Consider the following 20,390-nt stretch of genomic DNA (forward strand, 5'->3'; position numbering starts at 1 on the left):
ACGATCCTAAACGCCATCGCAAGAACAGACCCAGCCTTCAAACCATAACTCCACGGTTGCTTGACCCGAGGATCCACCCGCACGGCACGCCGCGAACGGGGAGCCTGCCCCACCGCTACTCGCTGATGATCTTGAACTTTTCGCCCGGGCGAACGGTGCTGGCGGCCGTCATGGCGTTGATCAGGCGGAAGAGATCGAGCTTGCGGTCGGTGCCCATCATGCGGCCGGCGAGCGAGGCGACGGTATCGCCGGGGCGCGCGGTGACGACGCGCACGCGCAGCGGCTTCAGCGAGGCGACCTCCGGCGGCGTCAGCTTGCGGAACGAGCCCCTGAGGGTCGCCGCCGTCGGCTCCAGCGCCTTGGAGCCCGCCGGCACCGCCGTCAGGAAGCGGTAGATCTGGTTGTCGATGCGCACGACGGTGACATCGAATTCCCAGCGGTCCGCGGCGGCCTTGGCGGTGGCGCCCGGCAAGCCGTTGATCGTGACCGGCCGGATGGTCTCCGGCCTGAGGCCCGTCACCCAGCCGCTCGAAATGTAGTTGACGAGGTCCTGGCCGCGGCTGTCGGCGACGCCGTCGAAACGGATCGCCACATCGCCGGGGCCGGTCGCCAGCACCGCGTCGGCCTTGTTGTCGATCTGGAAGCCAGCCGGCACGTCGAAGCGGATGCCGAGCTTGCCGTGCAGGAAGGTCTGGCCGCGCACATAGCCCTCTTCCGGCGCATCGCCGTAGAGCAGGCCGTCGATGCCGGCGAGATAGTAGTCGCGGCCGCGGTCGCCGATCGTGCCTTCCGCACCGAAGGCGCGGGCGTGCAGGCGCGCCAGCTCCACGCGCTGCGGCGCGTTCGGATGGCTCGACAGGAAGTCGAGGCTCTGGTCGGCATCCGGATCGACCGCAGTGAAGCGGGCATAGGCGGCCATGGAATCGAGGAAGCGCGCGGCGGCGTAAGGGTCGTAGCCCGCCTCGCCCAGCATGCGCACGCCGATCACGTCGGCCTGGAGCTCCTGGTTGCGCGAGAAGGCGGCAAGGCGCAGCTTGCCGCGGGCGAGCGCCTGCTTGCCGGCGATGTTGCTGGACAGCACCTCGGCCACGACGCGGCTGGCGATGACCTCCGCCTCCTCCTTCTTCTGCCGCTCGATGCCGTGGTTGGCGGTGACGTGCGCCATTTCGTGCGACAGCACGGCGGCGACCTCCGAGGCGTCGTTGGCGAGCGCCAGGAGGCCGCGCGTGACGTAGAGGTAGCCGCCCGGCAGCGCGAAGGCGTTGATGGCCGGCGAATTGAGGATGGTGATGCGGTAGGACTGGCTCGGGTTCTCCGAAACCGCCGTCAGCGCGCCGGTGATGCGGGCGACGAGGCGCTCGGTCTTGGCGTCCTTGTATTCGCCGCCGTAGCTCGCCACGATGCGCGGGTGCTCGCGCGCGCCCATCTGGGCACGCGGATCGTTCTTCTGCACCTCTTCGACGATCTGCGGATTGGAGGACGGCGAGATCGTCGGCTCGTAGGTCTGCTCGATGAGCGACTGGCAGCCGGCAAGCAGCGTGCCGGCAAGCAGCAGGGCCGCGACGGGTCTTGCGACCCCGCGTCCGGATACCTTTGCAGCTTCCTGCGTCGCTTTCGCCATGTCTCTTGCCCACGCCCCTGACCGGGTCTTCGAACGGATGAGATAGACGCGCCGCACCCGGCCGGCAACTCCCGATTCGACAAACGCTTCCCTTGTGGCTCCGGTGACACAGGGGGGCGTCCAAATTGTGGCGTGGCGTCCGGCCACATCGCCGCGTCTTTCGCTAAATCGCGGAATGGCCGAGGAATTTTGCAACGGCCGGTGGTTCCCGGCGCGAGAGGAAATCGCGCGCCGGCTCGTCGAGGAGGATCGCGCCGGCGTCGAGGAAGATCACCCGCTCGGCAAGGCGGCGGATGTCCTCCGGCTGGTGGGTGATGAAGAGCATGGTGCTTCTCGTCTCGGCCCTGAGCTCCGCAAGCAGGCCCGCCATCTCCGCCCGCATGGCCGGATCGAGCGCGGCGAAGGGCTCGTCGAGGAGCAGGATCGGCCGGCGGCGGACCAGCGCGCGGGCGAGCGCCACCCGCTGCCGCTCCCCGCCGGAGAGCGAGCCCGGCATGCGCCGCTCGTAGCCGCCGAGGCCGACGCGCGAGAGCGCGGCGAACACCCTCTGGCGCGCCGGCGCATCGAGCTTCAGGCCGGGATCGATGCCGAGGCCGACATTCTCGGCGATGGAAAGGTGGGCGAAGAGGTTGTTGTCCTGGAAGACGATCGAGACCGGCCGCTCCGCCGGGTCGCGGCCGGCCATGTCCTCGCCGAGCAGCGCGACGCGGCCGGTCGCCGGCTTCTCGAAGCCGGCAATGACGTTGAAGAGCGTCGACTTGCCCGCACCGGAGGGGCCTGCGACGGCGACCGCCGCCCCGGCGGGAACGGCGCAGTCGAAGGCGAGGCGCTTTTCCGCAAAGCGCACGGTGACGTCGGTGAGGCGGATGGCGGGATCAGGCATCGGGGCCGGGTCTTTCGGTCGTGCGGTCGGTGGCGGTCGAGGGCAGCGTCAGGAGAAGGCATAACACGCCGAGGATCAGCGCGATGCCCGCCGCGTCCGCCGTGCGGTAGCTCGCCATGCGGGAGAAGAGCAGCCACGGCAGGGTGACGAAGCCCTCCGCGCCGAAGATGGCGACGGCGCCGAGATCGCCCAGCGACAGCGCCATGGCGAAGGCGAAGGCGGTGAGGAAGGGTTTTTTCAGCGCCGGCCAGTCGATCCATTGCAGGCGCCTCCTGCCGGTGACGCCGAGGCTGAGCGCGAGGCGCGCGGTGCGGGAAAGGTGGGTGCGGTAGGCGGGCTCCAGCACCCGCACGACGAAGGGCAGCGCCATCAGCGCGTTGATGACGGTGATGACGGCGGGTGCGAAGCGCCCCGTCTCGCCGAAGGTCCGCAGCATCAGGAACCAGCCCGTCGCCACGACCACCGGCGGCACCAGCAGGATCAGCGAGCCGACCGCCGGCAGGGCGCGGCCCATCAGCCGCGTCGCGGCGCCCGCATCGCCGCTTTCGGCAAGCCGCGGCACCAGCACGATCGGCAGGGCGACGAGGAGGCTGAGGCTCGCCGAGGCGAGCGAGATCGCAAGGCTGGTGGCAAGCGCCCGGTGCAGCAGCGGATCGAGCGCCAGCCGCCCGAAATCGGCGGCGAGCCCGGACACGAGGGTGGCGGCGAGCGGGGCGGCGGTGAAGAGCGTGAAGGCGAGGATGACGAGCCCGTCGGCAAGGCGGCGCCTGCGCCCGTCGAAGCGGCGGACGGCGCGGCCGACCGTTATGCCCTCCTCCGGCGGCCGGCCGAATAGCGAGACCAGCCAGAGCAGCGCCGCCGTCACGGCGATCTGCAGGAAGGCGAGCAGCACGGCGCGCTCCGGGTCGAAATCGAAGCGCAGCGCCTGGTAGATCGCCACCTCGATGGTTGTCGCCGCCGGCCCGCCGCCGAGCGTGAGCACGATGGTGAAGCTCGTCGCGCACAGCATGAAGACGAGGCCGGCGATGCCGGGCAGCACGCGGCGCATGACCGGCCACTCGATGAGCCGGAAGACGGCGCCGTTGCCCATGCCGAGGTTGGCCGACGACAGCCAGTATTCCGGCGGGATGCGGTCGAGCGCGGCGAGAAGGAAGCGCGCGGCGAGCGGCATGTTGAAGAAGACATGGGCGATGAGGATGCCGGCGAGCCCGTAGACGCTGACCGGGTTCTGCAATCCGGCAAGGCGCAGGAGGTCGTTGACGACGCCCTGCCGCCCCCAGATCTCGATGACGCCGAGCGCGGCGACCAGCGCCGGCAGGCCGAGCGGCACGACGGAGAGCCGGAGGATCCAGACGCGCCCCGGAAAGGTCCGCTGCCGGCAGAGCGCGCGGGCGACGGGGATGGCGAGCGCGACGGAGAGCAGCGTCGAGAGCGCCGCCTGCACCAGCGTGAACCGCGCGACACGCGCGATATAGGCATCGAGGAGCGGCGCGGCGCCGCCGCCCGCATGGGCGAGCAGCACCGCCGTCGCCGCGCCGACGAAGAGGAGCACGCCGCCGAGGGCAAGGGCCCCGCCGGCATTGAGCGTGCGTCGTTCGGCGCGGGCGAACATCGCGCCTATCCCGTCACTTGGCGCTCATCACCCCGAGCCATTCGTCGATCCAGGCCTTGCGGTTCGCGGCGATCTCGTCCGGCGACATGAGGAACGTCTTTTCCGGCTTGACCAGCGCCTCGAAGGCGGCCGGCAGCGGCTCGCGGGTCTTCGCCGCCGGCATCATCCAGTTGGTCTCGGGGATGATCGACTGGAAATCCGGCCCCGTCATGAAGGCGAGGAACCGGCGGGCGAGGTCCTTGTCGTCGGAGGTGCGCGTCAGGCCGGCGACCTCGATCTGGATGTAGTGCCCCTCGGAGAAGGCCGCCGCCTTGTAGCGCTCGGTGTTCTCCGCGATCACGTGGTAGGCCGGCGAGGTGGTGTAGGACAGCACCATCGGCGCCTCGCCCTTGGTGAAGAGGCCGTAGGCTTCCGACCAGCCGGGCGTGACGGTCAGCACGCGGTCCTTGAGCTTGCCCCAGGCCTCGGCGGACTCGTCGCCGTAGACGGACTTCACCCAGAGCAGGAGGCCGAGGCCGGGCGTGGAGGTGCGCGGATCCTGGATGACGATCTTCTGCGCCGGATCGCCCTCGACCAGCTCCCTGAGGCTCGTCGGCGGCGTCTTCACGCTCTCGCTGTCGTAGACGACGGCGAAGTGGCCGTAGTCGTAGGGCAGGAACGTGTCGTCGGAGAAATCGCCCGGCACGGCGAGGCCTTCCGGCTTGAGGCCGTGGGGCTCGAAGAGGCCGGTCGCCTTGGCTTCCGTGATGAGGTTGGTGTCGAGGCCGAGAACGAGGTCGGCCTTCGTGCCCTCGCCTTCCAGCTTGAGGCGGGTCAGGAGCTCCACCCCGTCGGCGACGCCGACCCATTCGACCGTGCAGCCGCAGGTCTTTTCGAAGGCTTCCTTGACCTTCGGCCCCGGTCCCCATTCGGCGACGAAGCTCTCGTAGGTATAGACGGTCAGCGTCTTTTCCTGCGCGAAGGCGGGAAGGGCGAGGGAAACGGCGAGCGCCGCGATGGAAGAGAAAAATGCCGTGCGCATCAGCGCCTCCTTGTCTGGTCACAACGGGAATAGGCGCTGGAATGAGCCGTCTAATCCCTCCGCCGGTACGAGCCGGATCAGGTTCTTCGGGTTGGCGGACGCCTCTCAGCCGGCGGGTCGGAACCCGCGGGCACCCCGTTAGAGCGGAAAAAGGCATAATCCCGGGCGCCGCCGCGCGCAAGAGGCGGCGATGGGAAACGGCCAGAGGGGGAATGTATGATCAGCCGGCCGCAGCAGGCGCGCCGAGGGCCTTCTCGATGGCCGGATAGAGCCCTTCCTTCAGGCTCCTGTCGTCGAAGGGGCCGACCTTCTTGTAGAGGATCGTGCCGTCCGGGCCGACCAGGTAGGTTTCCGGGATGCCGTAGACGCCCCAGTCGATCGCCATCTTGCCGACGGGATCGAGGCCGATGGCCGAGAAGGGATTGCCGAGCTCGCCGAGGAAGCGCAGGGCGTTCTCGCTGCCGTCCTTGTAGTTGACGCCGACGACGGTGAGGCGCGGGTCCTTCGACAGCGCCAGGATGATCGGGTGCTCCTGGCGGCAGGGCACGCACCAGGATGCCCAGAAATTGACGAGCGTCAGCTTGCCCCCGGCCGTTCCGGCCGTCAGCGCCGGCACCGGCGCGCCGTCCTTCGTGGCGCCGGCGAGCGGCTCGAGGTCGCGCCAGGGCGCCTTGGTGCCGATGAGGGCCGAGGGGATCTCGGAGATGTCGCGGCCGGAGTTGAGCTGCGTCCAGAAGATCAGCGCGAGGCCGAGGAAGATTGCCAGCGGCAGGGCGGCAAGGATGACGCGCGTGCGCCTGCCGGCGCCTTCGGCGGCCTCCTCGCTCCCGCTCATCGGCCGTCCCCGCCGCGTGCGGACCGGCGGCGGATGCCGGCCGCCTCCAGCCGCTCCAGCTCGCGCCGGCGGCCGCGGTGGTCGATGAAGACCCAGAGCACGAGGCCGATCGCGACGGCGAAGGCGGCGGCGTAGGACGCCATGACGTAGAAGGCGTGGCTCATGCGGCGCCTCCCTCGCGCCCGGCGGACCGGGCCGCATGGCGGCGCAGCACGGCGATGCGGCGGCGCAGTATCTCGTTGCGCATGGCGAGGATATGCAGCGTGAAGAACAGCATGGTGAAGGCGATCGCCATGACGATGAGCGGCCACAGGAATTCCGGGTCGATCGTCGGGCCGTCCATGCGGATGACGCTTGCCGGCTGGTGCAGCGTGTTCCACCATTCGACCGAGAACTTGATGATCGGGATGTTGACGAAGCCGATGAGGATGAGGACGGCGCTGACCTTGGCCGCGCGGGTCGGGTCGTCCATCGCGCGATTGAGCGCGATCAGGCCGAGATACATCAGGAACAGCACGAAGACCGAGGTCAGCCGCGCATCCCACACCCACCAGGTGCCCCACATGGGCTTGCCCCAGAGCGAGCCGGTGATGAGGGCGACGAGCGTGAAGCAGGCGCCGATGGGGGCGGCCGCCTTGGCCGAGACGTCGGCGAGCGGGTGGCGCCAGACGAGCGTGCCGAGCGCGGAAACCGCCATGACCGAATAGCACATCATGGAGAGCCAGGCAGCCGGCACATGCACGTACATGATGCGCACCGTCTCGCCCTGCTGGTAGTCGCCCAGCGTCGTGAAGGAGAGGTAGAGCCCGGCCGCGAACAGACAGAGCGTCAGCCCGGCAAGCCAGGGCCAGACGGCGGCGACCAGCGCCAGGAACCGCGTGGGGTTGGCGAGGTCGCTGAATTTGCGGATGGCAAGGCTCGGTTCGCTCATGGTGGCTCTTCAACGTGTCGGATGGTTCTTTAACGCGTAAGGCCCCCGTCTTCAATTGATCTGCCGCAATCACTTTCCTGTCAATTTTCGCCGTCAGTCGCTCGAAAGGCGGAGCGCCGCCGCCGCCGCGACCGGCCCGATGACCGCAAAGAACAGGTTGAGCGCGACGAGAATGAGGAAAGGCGGCAGGAAAGGCGCCGGATCCTGGATCGCCGCATAGACCGCGCTCACCCCGAAGATCAGGACGGGAATGGCGAGCGGCAGCACGAGGATCGAGACCAGCAGGCCGCCGCGCGGCAGCGCCACGGCGACCGCCGCGCCCGCCGCGCCGATGAAGGTGATCGCCGGCGTGCCGGCCAGCAGCGTCAGCGTCGTGGCGAGGATCGCCGTCTCGTCCATGTTCATGAAGAGGCCGAGCAGCGGCGAGGCGAGGACGAGCGGCAGGCCGGTCGCGATCCAGTGCGCGAGGCACTTGACGAGGACCGTCAGCACCAGCGGCGCCTCCTGCATCAGGAGAAGATCGAGCGAGCCGTCCTCGCGCTCGGCCTGGAACAGCCGGTCGAGGCCGAGGAGGGAGGCCAGCAGCGCGCCGATCCAGAGGATCGCCGGGCCGATGCGCGAGAGCAGGTTGAGGTCAGGGCCGACGCCGAAGGGAATGACGGCGACGACCGTCATGAAGAACAGGACGCCGATCAGCGCGCCGCCGCCGGCGCGCACGGAAAGTTTCAGGTCGCGGGCGAGGAGGGCGATCATGCGGACACCGTGGCGAAGGCGTGCGCAGGGGCACCACCCCCCTCTGCCCTGCCGGGCATCTCCTCCTCAAGGGGGGAGATCGAATCGTGGTTGGGTCCCACCCAAAGCAGACGGTGCAGGGGGAGATGCCCGGCAGGGCAGAGGGGGGTAGCGAAGCGCATGACCATCACCACACATCCTCCATAATCCCGGCAAAGCCCTTCATCCTGAGTTCCTTCACCCCCTCCAGCCCGAGCGGCTGGTGCGTCGCGGCAAGCGCGATGCCGCCGCGGCGAAGATGGGCGGTGACGAGGCCGGCGAACATCGTCTCGGCGGCGGCGTCGAGCGCGGCGGTCGGCTCGTCGAGGATCCAGACCGGCCGCCAGGAAACGAGGAGCTTGGCCATGGCCATGCGGCGCTGCTGGCCGGCGGAGAGGTAGCCGAAGGGCAGGTGCGCGATGCCGCCGAGCCCGACCGCCTCGACCGCCTCGGCGACCGGGACGCCCGCCCCGCCGGGAAAGTCGCCGAAGAAGGATTTCCAGAAGGCGAGATTCTCCTCGACCGTAAGCTCCCGCTTCATCGCATTGCGGTGGCCGAGATAGTGCGCGGCCTCGCCGGGACGCTCGACCGGGTGCGCTGCAGCAAGAAGCTTTACCGTGCCCGACCAGGCCGGCAGGAGGCCCGAAAGGACCCTGAGCAGGGTCGACTTGCCGGAGCCGTTCGGCCCCTTGACGACGAGCGCCTCGCCGGCCGTGATTTCAAAGGAAATATCCTGGAAAATCAGGTCCTCGCCGCGCTTGGCGCCCAACCCCTCGGCGACGAGCCGCATGATGCTTCACTTTCCCTTTACGACCTTGGTCGCAACGCAAAAAAATTGTCCCGATTTGCCTATCGGCGCTCTGGAACCTTTTTTAGAAATTATCTATAACGCCCGCAACACGCCAGCGGTCGGCGTGAATTTCATCCAAGCGCCGAACACGGGAATGATTTCCGCGTACGGACAGCGGAAATGGCCGCACCCGCATCCCATCCGCGCTAAACGCGCACGGGCGTTCGTACGTCAGCTTTCTGGCGACCAGACGAGACGGGGTATAAAGTGTCCAGATCCCTAGACAGTTTCAATTGTCGTTCGACCCTGACGGTCAATGGCACCGACTATGTGTATTACAGCCTGCCCAAGGCTGAGGCGAATGGCCTTCCCGGCGTCTCGAAGCTGCCCTATTCGATGAAGGTGCTTCTGGAGAACCTCCTGCGCTTCGAGGACGGCCGCTCCGTCACGAAGGAACACATCCTTTCCGTCGCCGAATGGCTGACGAACAAGGGCACGGTCGAGAACGAGATCGCCTATCGCCCGGCGCGCGTGCTGATGCAGGACTTCACCGGCGTTCCCGCCGTCGTGGACCTTGCGGCCATGCGCGACGCGATGGTCTCGCTCGGCGGCGACCCGGAGAAGATCAATCCGCTCGTTCCCGTCGACCTCGTCATCGACCACTCCGTCATCGTCGACGAATTCGGCACGCCGACCGCGTTTGCCCGCAACGTCGAGCTGGAATACCAGCGCAACGGCGAGCGCTACCGCTTCCTGAAATGGGGCCAGCAGGCGTTCAAGAATTTCCGCGTGGTTCCCCCGGGCACCGGTATCTGTCATCAGGTCAATCTGGAGTATCTGGGCCAGACGGTCTGGACCAAGGAAGAAGACGGCGAGATCATCGCCTACCCGGACACCTGTGTCGGCACGGACAGCCACACGACCATGATCAACGGCCTCGGCGTCCTCGGCTGGGGCGTGGGCGGCATCGAGGCGGAAGCGGCCATGCTCGGCCAGCCGGTCTCCATGCTCCTGCCGGAAGTCATCGGCTTCAAGCTGACGGGCAAACTGAAGGAAGGCGTCACGGCGACCGACCTCGTGCTCACCGTCGTGCAGATGCTGCGCAAGAAGGGCGTCGTCTCCAAGTTCGTCGAGTTCTTCGGCCCCGGCCTCGACAACATGACGCTCGCCGACCGCGCGACGATCGGCAACATGGGCCCGGAATACGGCGCGACCTGCGGCTTCTTCCCGGTCGACGCCGAGACCGTCAACTACCTCACCATGTCCGGCCGCGAAGAGCAGCGCATCGCCCTCGTCGAAGCCTATTCCAAGGCGCAGGGCATGTGGCGTGACGGCGACGGCTCCGACCTCGTCTTCACCGACACGCTGGAGCTCGACCTCGGCGACGTCGTGCCCTCCATGGCCGGCCCGAAGCGCCCCGAGGGCCGCATCGCGCTGGAGAACATCGCATCGGGCTTCGCCGCCGCGATGGAGACCGACTACAAGAAGCCGGGCCAGCTTGCGAACCGCTATCCGGTCGAGGGCACGGACTACGATCTCGGCCACGGCGACGTCGCCATCGCCGCCATCACCTCCTGCACCAACACCTCCAACCCGTCGGTCCTCATCGCTGCCGGCCTTCTTGCCCGCAACGCGGTCGCCAAAGGCCTGAAGACGAAGCCGTGGGTGAAGACGTCGCTGGCGCCGGGATCCCAGGTCGTCGGCGAATACCTCGCCAAGTCGGGCCTCCAGGCCGACCTCGACAAGCTCGGCTTCAACCTCGTCGGCTTCGGCTGCACGACCTGCATCGGCAATTCCGGCCCGCTGCCGGCGCCGATCTCCAAGACGATCAACGACAAGGGCCTGATCGCGGCCGGCGTGCTCTCCGGCAACCGCAACTTCGAGGGCCGCATCTCGCCGGACGTGCAGGCGAACTACCTCGCCTCCCCGCCGCTCGTCGTCGCCTATGCGCTTGCCGGCACGGTGCAGAAGGACCTTACCAGCGAGCCGATCGGCGACGACAAGGACGGCAACCCGGTCTACCTCAAGGACATCTGGCCCTCCTCCAGGGAAATCCAGGAGTTCATCATGAAGTACGTCACGCGCGAGCTCTACGCCACGAAATACGCCGACGTCTTCAAGGGCGACGAGAACTGGCAGGCCGTGCAGGTGCCGGCGGGCCAGACCTATGCCTGGGACGACCAGTCGACCTACGTGCAGAACCCGCCCTACTTCGTCGGCATGGGCAAGACCGGCTCGGGCATTTCCGACATCAGGGGTGCGCGCGTCCTCGGCCTCTTCGGCGACAAGATCACGACCGACCATATCTCCCCGGCCGGCTCGATCAAGGCGGCCTCGCCCGCCGGTGCCTATCTCCTCGGCCACGGCGTCGGCGTTGCGGACTTCAACCAGTACGGCACGCGCCGCGGCAACCATGAAGTCATGATGCGCGGCACCTTCGCCAACATCCGCATCCGCAACCACATGCTCGGCCCGAACGGCAAGGAAGGCGGCTACACGATCCACTATCCTTCCAAGGAGGAGATGTCGATCTACGACGCGGCCATGAAGTACAAGGAGGAGGGCGTCCCGCTCGTCATCTTCGCCGGCGTCGAATACGGCAACGGCTCCTCGCGCGACTGGGCGGCCAAGGGCACGAACCTGCTCGGCGTCAAGGCCGTGATCGCGCAGTCCTTCGAGCGCATCCACCGCTCCAACCTCGTCGGCATGGGCGTCGTGCCCTTCGTCTTCGAGGAGGGCACGACCTGGGCGAGCCTCGACCTCAAGGGCGACGAGCTGGTGACGATCGAGGGCCTCGAAGGCGACATCAAGCCGCGCGAGAAGAAGATCGCGAAGATCACCTATTCCGACGGCACGGTGAAGGAGGTCCCGCTCCTCTGCCGCATCGACACGCTCGACGAGGTGACCTACATGAACAACGGCGGCATCCTGCAGACCGTCCTGCGCGACCTTGCCGCCTGACCGGTTTCGGCCTGAAAACGCGATGCCGGGGCTTTATGCCCCGGCATTTTTCGTTTGCAGGGGCAAAAATCTCACTCCATCGTGACTTCCTGTTGAAGCGGCAAGCGCGTATGACGGGCCCGAAAGCCGGCCCTTCCGGCGCTCCATTGGAAATGACCATGCCGAGACCGTACATACCGGAATGTCTGGCGATCCTGCTGACGCTCGGAGCCGGCACCGTTCACGCGCAGGAAGCGGCCGGGCCGAAGGGCGTCGTCGAGCTTTTCACCAGCCAGGGCTGTTCTTCCTGTCCGCCCGCCGACAAGGCGCTGGAGACGCTGGCGCGCGAGGGCAAGGTGGTCGCCCTCTCCTACCACGTCGACTACTGGAACTATCTCGGCTGGACGGATACGCTCGCCTCCAAGGACAACACCGACCGGCAATATGCCTATGCGCGCATGTTCGGCCGCAACGGCGTCTACACGCCCCAGGCCGTGCTGAACGGCCGCGAGCACATCAACGGCGCCGACCTTTCCGGCATCCGCGCCCGCATCGCCTCCATGCCGGGCGAGGGCAAGGGGCTGCGGGTGCCCGTCGATGTCACGGTGCAGAACGACGAGTTGCGCATCCGCGTCGGGCCCGGCGAGGGCAAGGCCAATATCGTCATCGCCTATTTCGAGCGGGAACGCACGATCGACATCGACAAGGGCGAGAACCGCGGCAAGACGGTGAACTACTGGCATGCCGTGACCGACATGGAGACGATCGGCATGTGGGAGGGCAAGGAGACCAACCTGATCCTGCCGGCCGACATGCTGAAGAAGAAAAAGAAATCCGGCGGCTGCGCAGTGCTTCTCCAGCGCATGAAGACCGCCGATACGCCCGGCGCGATACTGGGCGCGACGGTGCTGGCGGGCGGCAAGGCTTCGCGATGACCCCGATGGGCGCGCGGCGGTTCTGAGGCATGTGCAGGAAACCCGAAGGGCTCGGGCGCTTCGGGGAGGTCCGGTCCGGCTTCTTCGAGGGGCTGGGGCTTGAGGGTTCGAAGAAAGACGGACCGGACCGGGACGAAGCTGCCGGCAACGGAATACAAGGCAACTTCGACAGACGCCTGGCGTATCGGTCCGGCTTCCCGCACAAGGCAGCAGGCCGGTACGCGCTGCGACGGGCGGACTCTCTCCTTAAAATTGGGCGTCTGTTTGTCTGAAATGCGGCGAGACGGATTTTTGCAAAAACACGGGACTCGGCCCATCCGCCTTGCTTTTCGGTGCCGCTCAGGCACACTGTCACCGTGCCGTCACAGACGAGGTGCGGAGATTCGATGACCGATCAGCCGGATTTGCAGGCGTCCAATGTCGTGGTCGACCTCAGGGAATACCGCAGCAGCAAGGATCCGCTACCGGTGACCTTCCATCGGCGCGAGCTCGACGCGATCCTCTGGGTCTATGGCCGCATGGTCGGCGAGGGCGAGTGGCGCGACTACGCCATTGACCATATGCGCGACAAGGCGGTCTTCTCCATCTTCAAGCGTTCCGGCGAAATGCCGCTCTACCGCATCGAGAAGAACCCCAGGCTCGCCGCCAAGCAGGGCGCCTACAGCGTCGTCAACCAGCACGGCACGATCCTCAAGCGCGGCCACGAGCTGAACCAGGTGCTGAAGGTGTTCGACAAGGTTCTCCGCCTCGTCGAGACGTGAGGAGAAGCCCTTCCCGGCCGGCTGCTTTCACTTTCAATGGGGGTCATCCTCGGGCTTGACCCGAGGGCCGGCCATGACGGAGGAGAGACCTAACCCATCGTCCCCGGATACTCCGTCGCCGACGGTTCCGTCTGCGCGCCTTCGCCGAGGGCGCGCTGCATGAAGACCGTGTCGAGCCAGCGGCCGTGCTTGAAGCCGGTCGCGGTCAGGCGGCCGCTGTGCGTGAAGCCGGCGGCGGCGTGCACGGCGATGGAGGCCGGGTGCGCCCCGCCGATGACCGCCACCATCTGCCGGAAACCGAGGTCCGTGCAGCGGCGGATCAGCTCCGCCAGGAGCGCCTTGCCGACGCCCTTGCCGCGCGCTTCGGGCGCGAGATAGACCGAGTCCTCGACCAGCCAGCGATAGGCCGGACGGGTGCGGAAGGCCGACGCATAGGCATAGCCGAGGATGAGGCCGGTCTGCTCCACCGCGACGATATAGGGATAGCCCTTGCCGGTGATCGCCTTGAACCGCGATTCCATCTCGTCGAGCGAGGGCGGGTCGATCTCGTAGCTCGCCACCCCGTTCAGCACGGATTCGCGGTAGATCTCGGTGAAGGCGGCGATATCGCCGAGGGCGGCGGTGCGGATGACGAAGCTCATGGAAAGCCTGCGTTTCGTTGGAAATTCCGCCGCGTTTTGCGTCCGCCGCCGATGGAAAGCAAGCATGAAAAGGGATGGCGCCGACGCCATCCCGCGTGTTTTTTGAAGACCCGTCCCGTCCGTGGCGGGCACGACGGAGGAGAGGTTTGCGGCGCCTGACCCGCAGCGTGAGGGGGATCGGGACGAGCCCATCCCCCTTCTTCCATACCGTCAGGCGCCGTAGACGATGAGGAGGTCCTTGGCGTCGATCTGGTCGCCGGCCTTGACGAGGACTTCCGAGATGGTGCCGTCCTTTTCGGCATGCAGGGCGGTTTCCATCTTCATCGCCTCGATGGAGAGCAGCACGTCGCCGGCCTTGACCTCCTGGCCCGCCGAGACCGAGACCGTCGAGATGACGCCGGGCATCGGCGCGCCGAGATGGGCGGCGTTGCCGCTGTCGGCCTTGCGGCGGACGGCCGAGGTGGCGGCGCGGTTGCGGTCCGGCACCTTGATGAGGCGCGGCTGGCCGTTGAGCTCGAAGAACACCTTGACCATGCCCTGCTCGTCCGGCTCGCTTTGCGCCTGGTGCAGGATGACGAGGGAGACGCCCTTTTCCAGTTCCGGCTGAAGCTCCTCGCCCGGCGCGAGGCCGTAGAAATAGGCGGGCGTCGGCAATACGCTGACGGGGCCGTAGGTGTCGACGGCCAGCGCATAGTCGGTGAAGACCTTGGGATACATGAGGTAGGAGGCGAACTCGAAATCGTCGACCTTGCGCTCCAGCTTGTCCTCGACGGCCTTGCGCTCCGCATCGAGATCGGCCGGCGGCAGCAGCGAGCCCGGCACGGCGGTATAGGGCTCCTCGCCCTTCAGCGCCTTCTTCTGCAGGCCCGCCGGCCAGCCGCCCGGGGGCTGGCCGAGGTCGCCCTTCAGCATCGAGACGACCGATTCCGGGAAGGCGATGTCCTTGGCCGGGTTCTCGACATCCGCGACGGTGAGGTCCTGCGACACCATCATCAGCGCCATGTCGCCCACCACCTTGGAGGAGGGCGTCACCTTGACGATGTCGCCGAACATCCGGTTGGCGTCGGCATAGGCCTGGGCGACCTTGTGCCACTTGGTCTCCAGGCCGAGCGAGCGGGCCTGTTCCTTGAGGTTGGTGAACTGGCCGCCCGGCATCTCGTGCAGGTAGACCTCCGAGGCCGGCCCCTTGAGGTCGCTTTCGAAGGCGGCGTACTGGAAGCGCACGGCCTCCCAGTAGAAGGAGATGCGGCGGATCCATTCCGGATCGAGGCCGGGATCGCGCTCCGAGCCCTTCAGCGCCTCGACGATCGAGCCGAGGCAGGGCTGCGAGGTGTTGCCGGAGAGCGCGTCCATCGCCGCATCCACCACGTCGACGCCGGCATCGACGGCGGCGAGTACCGTCGCGGCGGCGATGCCCGACGTGTCGTGGGTGTGGAAGTGGATCGGCAGGTCGGTGGCCTCGCGCAGCGCCTTGAAGAGCACGCGGGCGGCGGCGGGTTTCAGCAGGCCCGCCATGTCCTTCAGCGCGATCATGTGCGCGCCGGCCTTTTCCAGCTCGCCGGCAAGGGCGGTGTAGTACTTGAGGTCGTATTTCGGGCGGGCGGAATTGAGGATATCGCCCGTATAGCAGATCGCCGCCTCGCAGATGCGGCCCTCTTCCGCCACCGCGTCCATCGAGACGCGCATGTTGTCGACCCAGTTGAGGCAGTCGAAGACGCGGAAGACGTCGATGCCGCCCCTGGCCGCCTGGCGCACGAAGTATTTCACGACATTGTCGGGGTAGTTCTTGTAGCCGACGCCGTTCGCCCCGCGCAGCAGCATCTGGAGGAGGAGGTTCGGCGCGTCCTCGCGGATGCGGGCGAGGCGCTCCCACGGGTCTTCCGTCAGGAACCGCATGGAGACGTCGAAGGTCGCGCCGCCCCAACATTCGAGCGAGAAGAGCTGCGGAAGCGCCCGGGCATAGGTGCCGGCGACACGCGCGATGTCGTAGGTGCGCATGCGGGTCGCCAGCAGCGACTGATGGCCGTCGCGCATGGTCGTGTCGGTGAGAAGGACACGGCTTTCGCCGCGCAGCCATTCGGCGAATTTCTTCGGGCCGAGTTCGTCGAGCTTCTGCTTGGTGCCGGCCGGGATCTCGCCTTCGATGAAGGGCACGGCGGGCTTTGCCACGTCCGCCGGCGGCTTCGGGCGGCCCTTGGCTTCCGGGTGGCCGTTGACGGTGACGTCGGCGAGGTAGGTGAGCAGCTTCGTCGCGCGGTCCTGGCGCTTGACCTGCTGGAAAAGCTCCGGCGTCGTATCGATGAAGCGGGTCGTGTAGCTGTTGTCGCGGAACTTCTCGTGGCCGATGATCGCTTCCAGGAAGGTGAGGTTCGTGGCGACGCCCCGGATGCGGAACTCGCGCAGCGCCCGGTCCATGCGGTTGATCGCCTCCAGCGGGTTCGGCGCCCAAGCCGTGACCTTGACCAGCAGCGGATCGTAATAACGGGTGATGACGGCGCCCGGATAGGCCGTGCCGCCGTCGAGCCGGATGCCGAAGCCGGAGGCCGAGCGGTAGCCGGTGATGCGGCCGTAGTCCGGGATGAAGTTCTGTTCCGGGTCCTCGGTGGTGATGCGGCACTGGAGGGCGTGGCCGTTGAGGCGGATGTCCTCCTGCCGCGGAACGCCCGATTCCGGCGTGCCGATGGCATGGCCGTCGAGGATGTGGATCTGCGCCTTGACGATGTCGATGCCGGTCACGACCTCCGTGACGGTGTGCTCGACCTGGATGCGCGGGTTGACCTCGATGAAGTAGAACTTCCCCGTGTCGGCATCCATCAGGTACTCGACCGTGCCGGCGCCGATATAGTTGGTCGCCCGGGCGATCTTCAGCGAATAGTCGGCAAGCTCCTGGCGCTGCGCCTCGGTGAGGTAGGGCGCGGGCGCGCGCTCGACGACCTTCTGGTTACGGCGCTGGATGGAGCAGTCGCGCTCGAAGAGGTGCACGACATTGCCGTGGGTATCGCCGAGGATCTGGCTTTCGACGTGGCGGGCGCGCTCGACGAGCTTTTCGAGATAGACCTCATCCTTGCCGAAGGCGGCCTTGGCCTCGCGCTTGGCCTCCGTCACCTCACGGATCAGGTCCTTCGGGTCGCGGATGGCGCGCATGCCCCGCCCGCCGCCGCCCCAGGAGGCTTTCAGCATGACGGGATAGCCGATCTCGGCGGCAAGGCGGTGGATTTCCTTCTCGTCGTCCGGCAGCGGATCGGTGGCCGGCACGACCGGCACGCCGACGGAAACGGCGAGGTTGCGCGCGGCGACCTTGTTGCCGAGCTGGCGCATGGTGGCCGGGCGCGGGCCGATGAAGGTGATGCCGGCGGCATCGCACGCATCGACGAATTCCGGGCTCTCCGACAGGAGGCCGTAGCCGGGATGGATGGCATCGGCGCCGGAAAGCTTGGCGACGCGGATCACCTCCTCGATGGAAAGATAGCTCTCGATCGGCCCGAGATCGCGGGCAAGATGCGGCCCGCGGCCGACCTGGTAGCTCTCGTCCGCCTTGAAGCGGTGCAGCGCCAGCTTGTCCTCCTCCGCCCATATCGCAACCGTTTTGAGCCCCAATTCGTTGGCCGCGCGGAACACGCGGATGGCGATTTCTGAACGGTTGGCTACAAGAATCTTGGAAATGGGCAAGTCGGACTCCTCATTGACTTGGAAACGGGAAATGCTGCACCCGCGAAGAGAATTATTAGCGGGTAATTTTCAAAGTTCAATTTTGGAGTCGTCGTCGAAGGAAAGATTTGCGCCGTTTCAGCCGATCGCGCAACGGCTTTGCGGCAGGCATGAAACGCGGCTAGGACACGAGGCCGAGGCGAAAGGCGATGGCGACGGCATGGTGCCGGTTGCGGGCCTCGAGCTTGTCCTGGATGCCGTTCATGTACCAGTCGACCGTATGGCTGGAGATGCCGAGAACGCGGCCGATCTCATGCGAGGTCATGCCTTCGGCAAGCAGGCTGAGCGCCTCCATTTCGCGGCGCGTCAGCTCGACGTCCACGACGGCGGAAAGCCGCGCGGCGGCCTCCGGATCGGCCGCATGGACGAGCTTCCAGTAGAGCCGCCGGGCGATGCCGCCGAAAAGGCTCATCTCGACGCCTTGCAGATCGATCGGCCTGCCGCCGAGGCTGAGGCTGCCGACAAGGCCGCGCCGGCCGTGGACCGGGAACATGTAGCCGTCCTCCAGCCCGTTCTGGCGCGCATCCACCATCATGCGCTCCATGCGCTTGCGGTGCGGGCTTGCGCGGAAGACGCCGAGCGTATCGCGCCAGCGGAAACCCTCCTCGCCATGGCCGAGGTAACGCACGACCGGATCGATCTGCATGTAGCGCTTGCGCAGGTAGGTTTCCGGCCAGCCCTTCGGCCAGCGGCCGGCAAGAAGCAGGCTCGACGCGCTTTCCACCGGCCTCGGCGCCCGGATGAGCCAGTAATACTCGAAGCCGTAGAGCGCCAGCAGGCGCTCGAACTCGGCGATAGCCTCTTCCCGGCCGCGAACCTCGTCCATCAGCGCGAGGAACTGCACCAGCAAACTGATCTTCATATGCCCCGCGCGGACGCGTCCCGAAACCGATACCCGAAAACAGTCCTGATCCCAAAGCGGGCCAGTCATGTCCCGTTCATGTTGCCCCACCTACAATTGTCAGGATCGCAGGTTGGAAATCAATCCGGTCGGGAGCCGTGGCGGCGCGCAAAACGCAAAATCACACAAGATTTCAATCGCGTTACAAAATTTGCACGCCGACCTAGAACTTTCGCCCCTTCCGCTGATTACCAAGCCGAGCGAAGGGACTGGAGGTGCACTTGCTGCACCGCACAACAGGTATTGCCGGAAAGGCTGCATACGTGTCTTTGTTTCAGGTTTATGCAAGAGCCCTCAGCTATCTTGGCACCTATAAAGTCCGCGTCGGGCTGGTGGTTGTCGCCAACATCGTGCTCGCGGTGATCACCATCGCCGAGCCGATCCTGTTCGGCCGCATCATCGATGCCATCTCGGGCAAGGGCGATGTCACACCCATTCTCTTGATGTGGGCGGGCTTCGGCCTGTTCAACACGATCGCCTACGTGCTCGTCGCCCGCGAGGCGGACCGGCTGGCCCATGGCCGGCGCGCGAGCCTTCTGACGGAAGCCTTCGGCCGCATCATCTCCATGCCGCTCGCCTGGCACAGCCAGCGCGGCACCTCCAATGCGCTGCACACGCTGCTGCGCGCCTGCGAGACGCTGTTCGGCCTCTGGCTGGAATTCATGCGCACGCACCTTGCCACGGCCGTCGCGCTCATGCTGCTCATCCCGACCGCGTTCTCGATGGACTACCGCCTGTCGCTGGTGCTGGTCGTGCTCGGCGCGCTCTACGTCGTCATCGGCAAGGTGGTGATGAACAGGACGCGCGAGGGCCAGGCCTCGGTGGAGAACCACTACCACACCGTCTTCTCGCATGTGTCGGATTCGATCAGCAATGTCTCCGTCGTGCACAGCTACAACCGCATAGAGGCCGAGACGCGCGAGTTGAAGCGCTTCGCCGAGCGGCTGATCAACGCGCAGTTCCCCGTGCTCGACTGGTGGGCGCTGGCAAGCGCGCTCAACCGCATCGCCTCCACCATCTCCATGATGGCGATCCTCGTCATCGGCACGTTCCTCGTGCAGCAGGGCGAGATCAGGGTGGGCGACGTCATCGCCTTCATCGGTTTCGCGGGCCTGCTCATCGGCCGCCTCGACCAGATGAAGGCCTTCGCCACGCAGATCTTCGAGGCGCGCGCCAAGCTGGAGGACTTCTTCACGCTGGAGGATGCGGTGAAGGACCGCGAGGAGCCGAGCGGCGCCGGCGAACTCGGCGAGGTGAAGGGCAGGGTCGAGTACCGCAATGTCAGCTTCGACTTCGCCAACACGACGCAGGGCGTGCGCGACGTCTCCTTCACGGTGGAAGCCGGCCAGACCGTCGCCATCGTCGGCCCCACGGGCGCCGGCAAGACGACGCTCGTCAACCTGCTCCAGCGCGTCCACGAGCCGCAATCGGGCCAGATCCTCATCGACGGCGTCGACATCGCGACGGTGACGCGCAAGTCGCTGCGCCGGTCGATCGCGACGGTGTTCCAGGATGCGGGCCTGCTCAACCGCTCGATCTCCGACAATATCCGCCTCGGCCGCGAGAATGCGACGCAGGAGGAGATCGTGGCGGCCGCGGAAGCGGCGGCGGCGAACGACTTCATCACCTCGCGCCAGAGCGGCTACGACACCCATGTCGGCGAGCGCGGCAACCGCCTGTCCGGCGGCGAGCGCCAGCGCATCGCCATCGCCCGCGCGATCCTCAAGAACGCGCCGATCCTCGTGCTCGACGAGGCGACGAGCGCGCTCGACGTGGAGACGGAGGCGCGCGTGAAGGCGGCGATCGATTCGCTGCGCCGCAACCGCACGACCTTCATCATCGCGCACCGCCTGTCGACCGTCCGCGAGGCCGATCTCGTGATCTTCATGGACCACGGCAGGGTCGCCGAGATGGGCACGTTCAAGGACCTCAGCCAGAGCAACGGCCGCTTCGCCGCGCTGCTGCGCGCGAGCGGCATCCTGACGGACGACGACGTGCGCAAGAGCCACTCGACGGCGGCCTGACGGCCGTCGCGGCCTG

Annotated in this window: 16 protein-coding genes and 1 riboswitch; of the genes, 4 read left to right on the forward strand and 12 right to left on the reverse strand. The window is 66.9% G+C overall.

The features are described from left to right. Window positions 1–115: 115 nt before the first annotated feature. From ACIIOY_RS23885 to ccmA, 9 genes are all read right to left on the reverse strand, one after another. Window positions 116–1,621: a M48 family metalloprotease gene (locus ACIIOY_RS23885; RefSeq protein ID WP_411037176.1), complete on the reverse strand. Its 1,506-nt coding sequence runs from the start codon at window positions 1,619–1,621 to the stop codon at window positions 116–118. Between the two features lie 163 nt (window positions 1,622–1,784). After that, a complete protein-coding gene (thiQ, locus tag ACIIOY_RS23890) occupies window positions 1,785–2,504 on the reverse strand; it encodes a thiamine ABC transporter ATP-binding protein (protein WP_411037177.1) in 720 nt (239 codons plus the stop codon). Then, window positions 2,497–4,116, reverse strand: a complete 1,620-nt coding sequence (thiP, locus tag ACIIOY_RS23895) for a thiamine/thiamine pyrophosphate ABC transporter permease (RefSeq protein WP_411037178.1) — start codon at window positions 4,114–4,116, stop codon at window positions 2,497–2,499. The genes thiQ and thiP overlap by 8 nt, the downstream gene beginning before the upstream one ends. A gap of 13 nt (window positions 4,117–4,129) precedes the next feature. Beyond that, window positions 4,130–5,137: a thiamine ABC transporter substrate binding subunit gene (thiB, locus tag ACIIOY_RS23900; protein ID WP_411037179.1), complete on the reverse strand. Its 1,008-nt coding sequence runs from the start codon at window positions 5,135–5,137 to the stop codon at window positions 4,130–4,132. 37 nt (window positions 5,138–5,174) lie between these two features. Beyond that, window positions 5,175–5,285, reverse strand: a riboswitch (TPP riboswitch). Window positions 5,286–5,357: 72 nt separating this feature from the next. Further along, the gene (locus tag ACIIOY_RS23905) at window positions 5,358–5,972 is read right to left on the reverse strand and encodes a DsbE family thiol:disulfide interchange protein (RefSeq protein ID WP_411037180.1); all 615 of its coding nucleotides are present in this window, start codon (window positions 5,970–5,972) and stop codon (window positions 5,358–5,360) included. After that, window positions 5,969–6,136, reverse strand: a complete 168-nt coding sequence (gene ccmD, locus ACIIOY_RS23910; protein WP_411037181.1) for a heme exporter protein CcmD — start codon at window positions 6,134–6,136, stop codon at window positions 5,969–5,971. The genes ACIIOY_RS23905 and ccmD overlap by 4 nt, the downstream gene beginning before the upstream one ends. Beyond that, window positions 6,133–6,903 carry a heme ABC transporter permease gene (locus tag ACIIOY_RS23915; RefSeq protein ID WP_411037182.1) on the reverse strand — a complete coding sequence of 257 codons (771 nt, stop codon included), beginning with the start codon at window positions 6,901–6,903 and terminating at the stop codon, window positions 6,133–6,135. Before ACIIOY_RS23915 ends, ccmD begins: the two co-directional genes overlap by 4 nt. Before the next feature lie 93 nt (window positions 6,904–6,996). Then, entirely contained in the window at window positions 6,997–7,656 is a 660-nt protein-coding gene (gene ccmB, locus ACIIOY_RS23920) for a heme exporter protein CcmB (protein WP_411037183.1), read from the reverse strand. A gap of 166 nt (window positions 7,657–7,822) precedes the next feature. Then, window positions 7,823–8,464 (reverse strand): heme ABC exporter ATP-binding protein CcmA, encoded by a 642-nt coding sequence (gene ccmA / locus ACIIOY_RS23925; protein WP_411037184.1) that lies wholly within the window; start codon window positions 8,462–8,464, stop codon window positions 7,823–7,825. A 267-nt stretch (window positions 8,465–8,731) separates the two neighbouring features. On the opposite strand from ccmA, the gene acnA reads away from it, so the two are divergent. The 3 genes from acnA to ACIIOY_RS23940 all read left to right on the forward strand — a co-directional run bounded on the left by acnA (window position 8,732) and on the right by ACIIOY_RS23940 (window position 13,100). Continuing rightward, complete coding sequence (acnA, locus tag ACIIOY_RS23930; protein WP_411037185.1) at window positions 8,732–11,425, forward strand: aconitate hydratase AcnA; 2,694 nt, start codon at window positions 8,732–8,734, stop codon at window positions 11,423–11,425. Window positions 11,426–11,583: 158 nt separating this feature from the next. Continuing rightward, window positions 11,584–12,339 carry a DUF1223 domain-containing protein gene (locus ACIIOY_RS23935; protein ID WP_411037186.1) on the forward strand — a complete coding sequence of 252 codons (756 nt, stop codon included), beginning with the start codon at window positions 11,584–11,586 and terminating at the stop codon, window positions 12,337–12,339. A gap of 386 nt (window positions 12,340–12,725) precedes the next feature. After that, the gene (locus tag ACIIOY_RS23940; RefSeq protein WP_411037187.1) at window positions 12,726–13,100 is read left to right on the forward strand and encodes a DUF2794 domain-containing protein; all 375 of its coding nucleotides are present in this window, start codon (window positions 12,726–12,728) and stop codon (window positions 13,098–13,100) included. 89 nt (window positions 13,101–13,189) lie between these two features. Here the strand turns inward: ACIIOY_RS23940 and ACIIOY_RS23945 are convergent, their stop codons facing one another. The 3 genes from ACIIOY_RS23945 to ACIIOY_RS23955 form a co-directional block, all read right to left on the reverse strand. Further along, window positions 13,190–13,741, reverse strand: coding sequence for a GNAT family N-acetyltransferase (locus ACIIOY_RS23945; RefSeq protein ID WP_411037188.1), 552 nt, complete (start codon window positions 13,739–13,741; stop codon window positions 13,190–13,192). A gap of 210 nt (window positions 13,742–13,951) precedes the next feature. Beyond that, window positions 13,952–17,410, reverse strand: a complete 3,459-nt coding sequence (gene pyc / locus ACIIOY_RS23950; RefSeq protein ID WP_411037189.1) for a pyruvate carboxylase — start codon at window positions 17,408–17,410, stop codon at window positions 13,952–13,954. Window positions 17,411–17,570: 160 nt separating this feature from the next. Further along, window positions 17,571–18,311, reverse strand: coding sequence for a helix-turn-helix transcriptional regulator (locus tag ACIIOY_RS23955; protein ID WP_411037190.1), 741 nt, complete (start codon window positions 18,309–18,311; stop codon window positions 17,571–17,573). 302 nt (window positions 18,312–18,613) lie between these two features. On the opposite strand from ACIIOY_RS23955, the gene ACIIOY_RS23960 reads away from it, so the two are divergent. Then, on the forward strand, window positions 18,614–20,374 hold the full coding sequence (locus ACIIOY_RS23960) for a glucan ABC transporter ATP-binding protein/ permease (protein ID WP_411037191.1): 1,761 nt from the start codon (window positions 18,614–18,616) through the stop codon (window positions 20,372–20,374). The last annotated feature ends 16 nt before the right edge of the window (window positions 20,375–20,390 follow it).

It is taken from the genome of Shinella agrisoli (assembly GCF_046557955.1).
GTDB lineage: Bacteria > Pseudomonadota > Alphaproteobacteria > Rhizobiales > Rhizobiaceae > Shinella.

Coding starts and splice junctions, on each gene's coding strand:
- ccmA (WP_411037184.1), bottom strand. CDS start 8,464: ATGCGGCTCGTCGCCGAGGGGTTGGGCGCCAAGCGCGGCGAGGACCTG.
- thiP (WP_411037178.1), bottom strand. CDS start 4,116: ATGTTCGCCCGCGCCGAACGACGCACGCTCAATGCCGGCGGGGCCCTT.
- thiQ (WP_411037177.1), bottom strand. CDS start 2,504: ATGCCTGATCCCGCCATCCGCCTCACCGACGTCACCGTGCGCTTTGCG.
- ACIIOY_RS23955 (WP_411037190.1), bottom strand. CDS start 18,311: ATGAAGATCAGTTTGCTGGTGCAGTTCCTCGCGCTGATGGACGAGGTT.
- ACIIOY_RS23915 (WP_411037182.1), bottom strand. CDS start 6,903: ATGAGCGAACCGAGCCTTGCCATCCGCAAATTCAGCGACCTCGCCAAC.
- thiB (WP_411037179.1), bottom strand. CDS start 5,137: ATGCGCACGGCATTTTTCTCTTCCATCGCGGCGCTCGCCGTTTCCCTC.
- ACIIOY_RS23940 (WP_411037187.1), top strand. CDS start 12,726: ATGACCGATCAGCCGGATTTGCAGGCGTCCAATGTCGTGGTCGACCTC.
- ccmB (WP_411037183.1), bottom strand. CDS start 7,656: ATGATCGCCCTCCTCGCCCGCGACCTGAAACTTTCCGTGCGCGCCGGC.
- ACIIOY_RS23945 (WP_411037188.1), bottom strand. CDS start 13,741: ATGAGCTTCGTCATCCGCACCGCCGCCCTCGGCGATATCGCCGCCTTC.
- ACIIOY_RS23905 (WP_411037180.1), bottom strand. CDS start 5,972: ATGAGCGGGAGCGAGGAGGCCGCCGAAGGCGCCGGCAGGCGCACGCGC.
- ACIIOY_RS23885 (WP_411037176.1), bottom strand. CDS start 1,621: ATGGCGAAAGCGACGCAGGAAGCTGCAAAGGTATCCGGACGCGGGGTC.
- ACIIOY_RS23935 (WP_411037186.1), top strand. CDS start 11,584: ATGCCGAGACCGTACATACCGGAATGTCTGGCGATCCTGCTGACGCTC.
- ccmD (WP_411037181.1), bottom strand. CDS start 6,136: ATGAGCCACGCCTTCTACGTCATGGCGTCCTACGCCGCCGCCTTCGCC.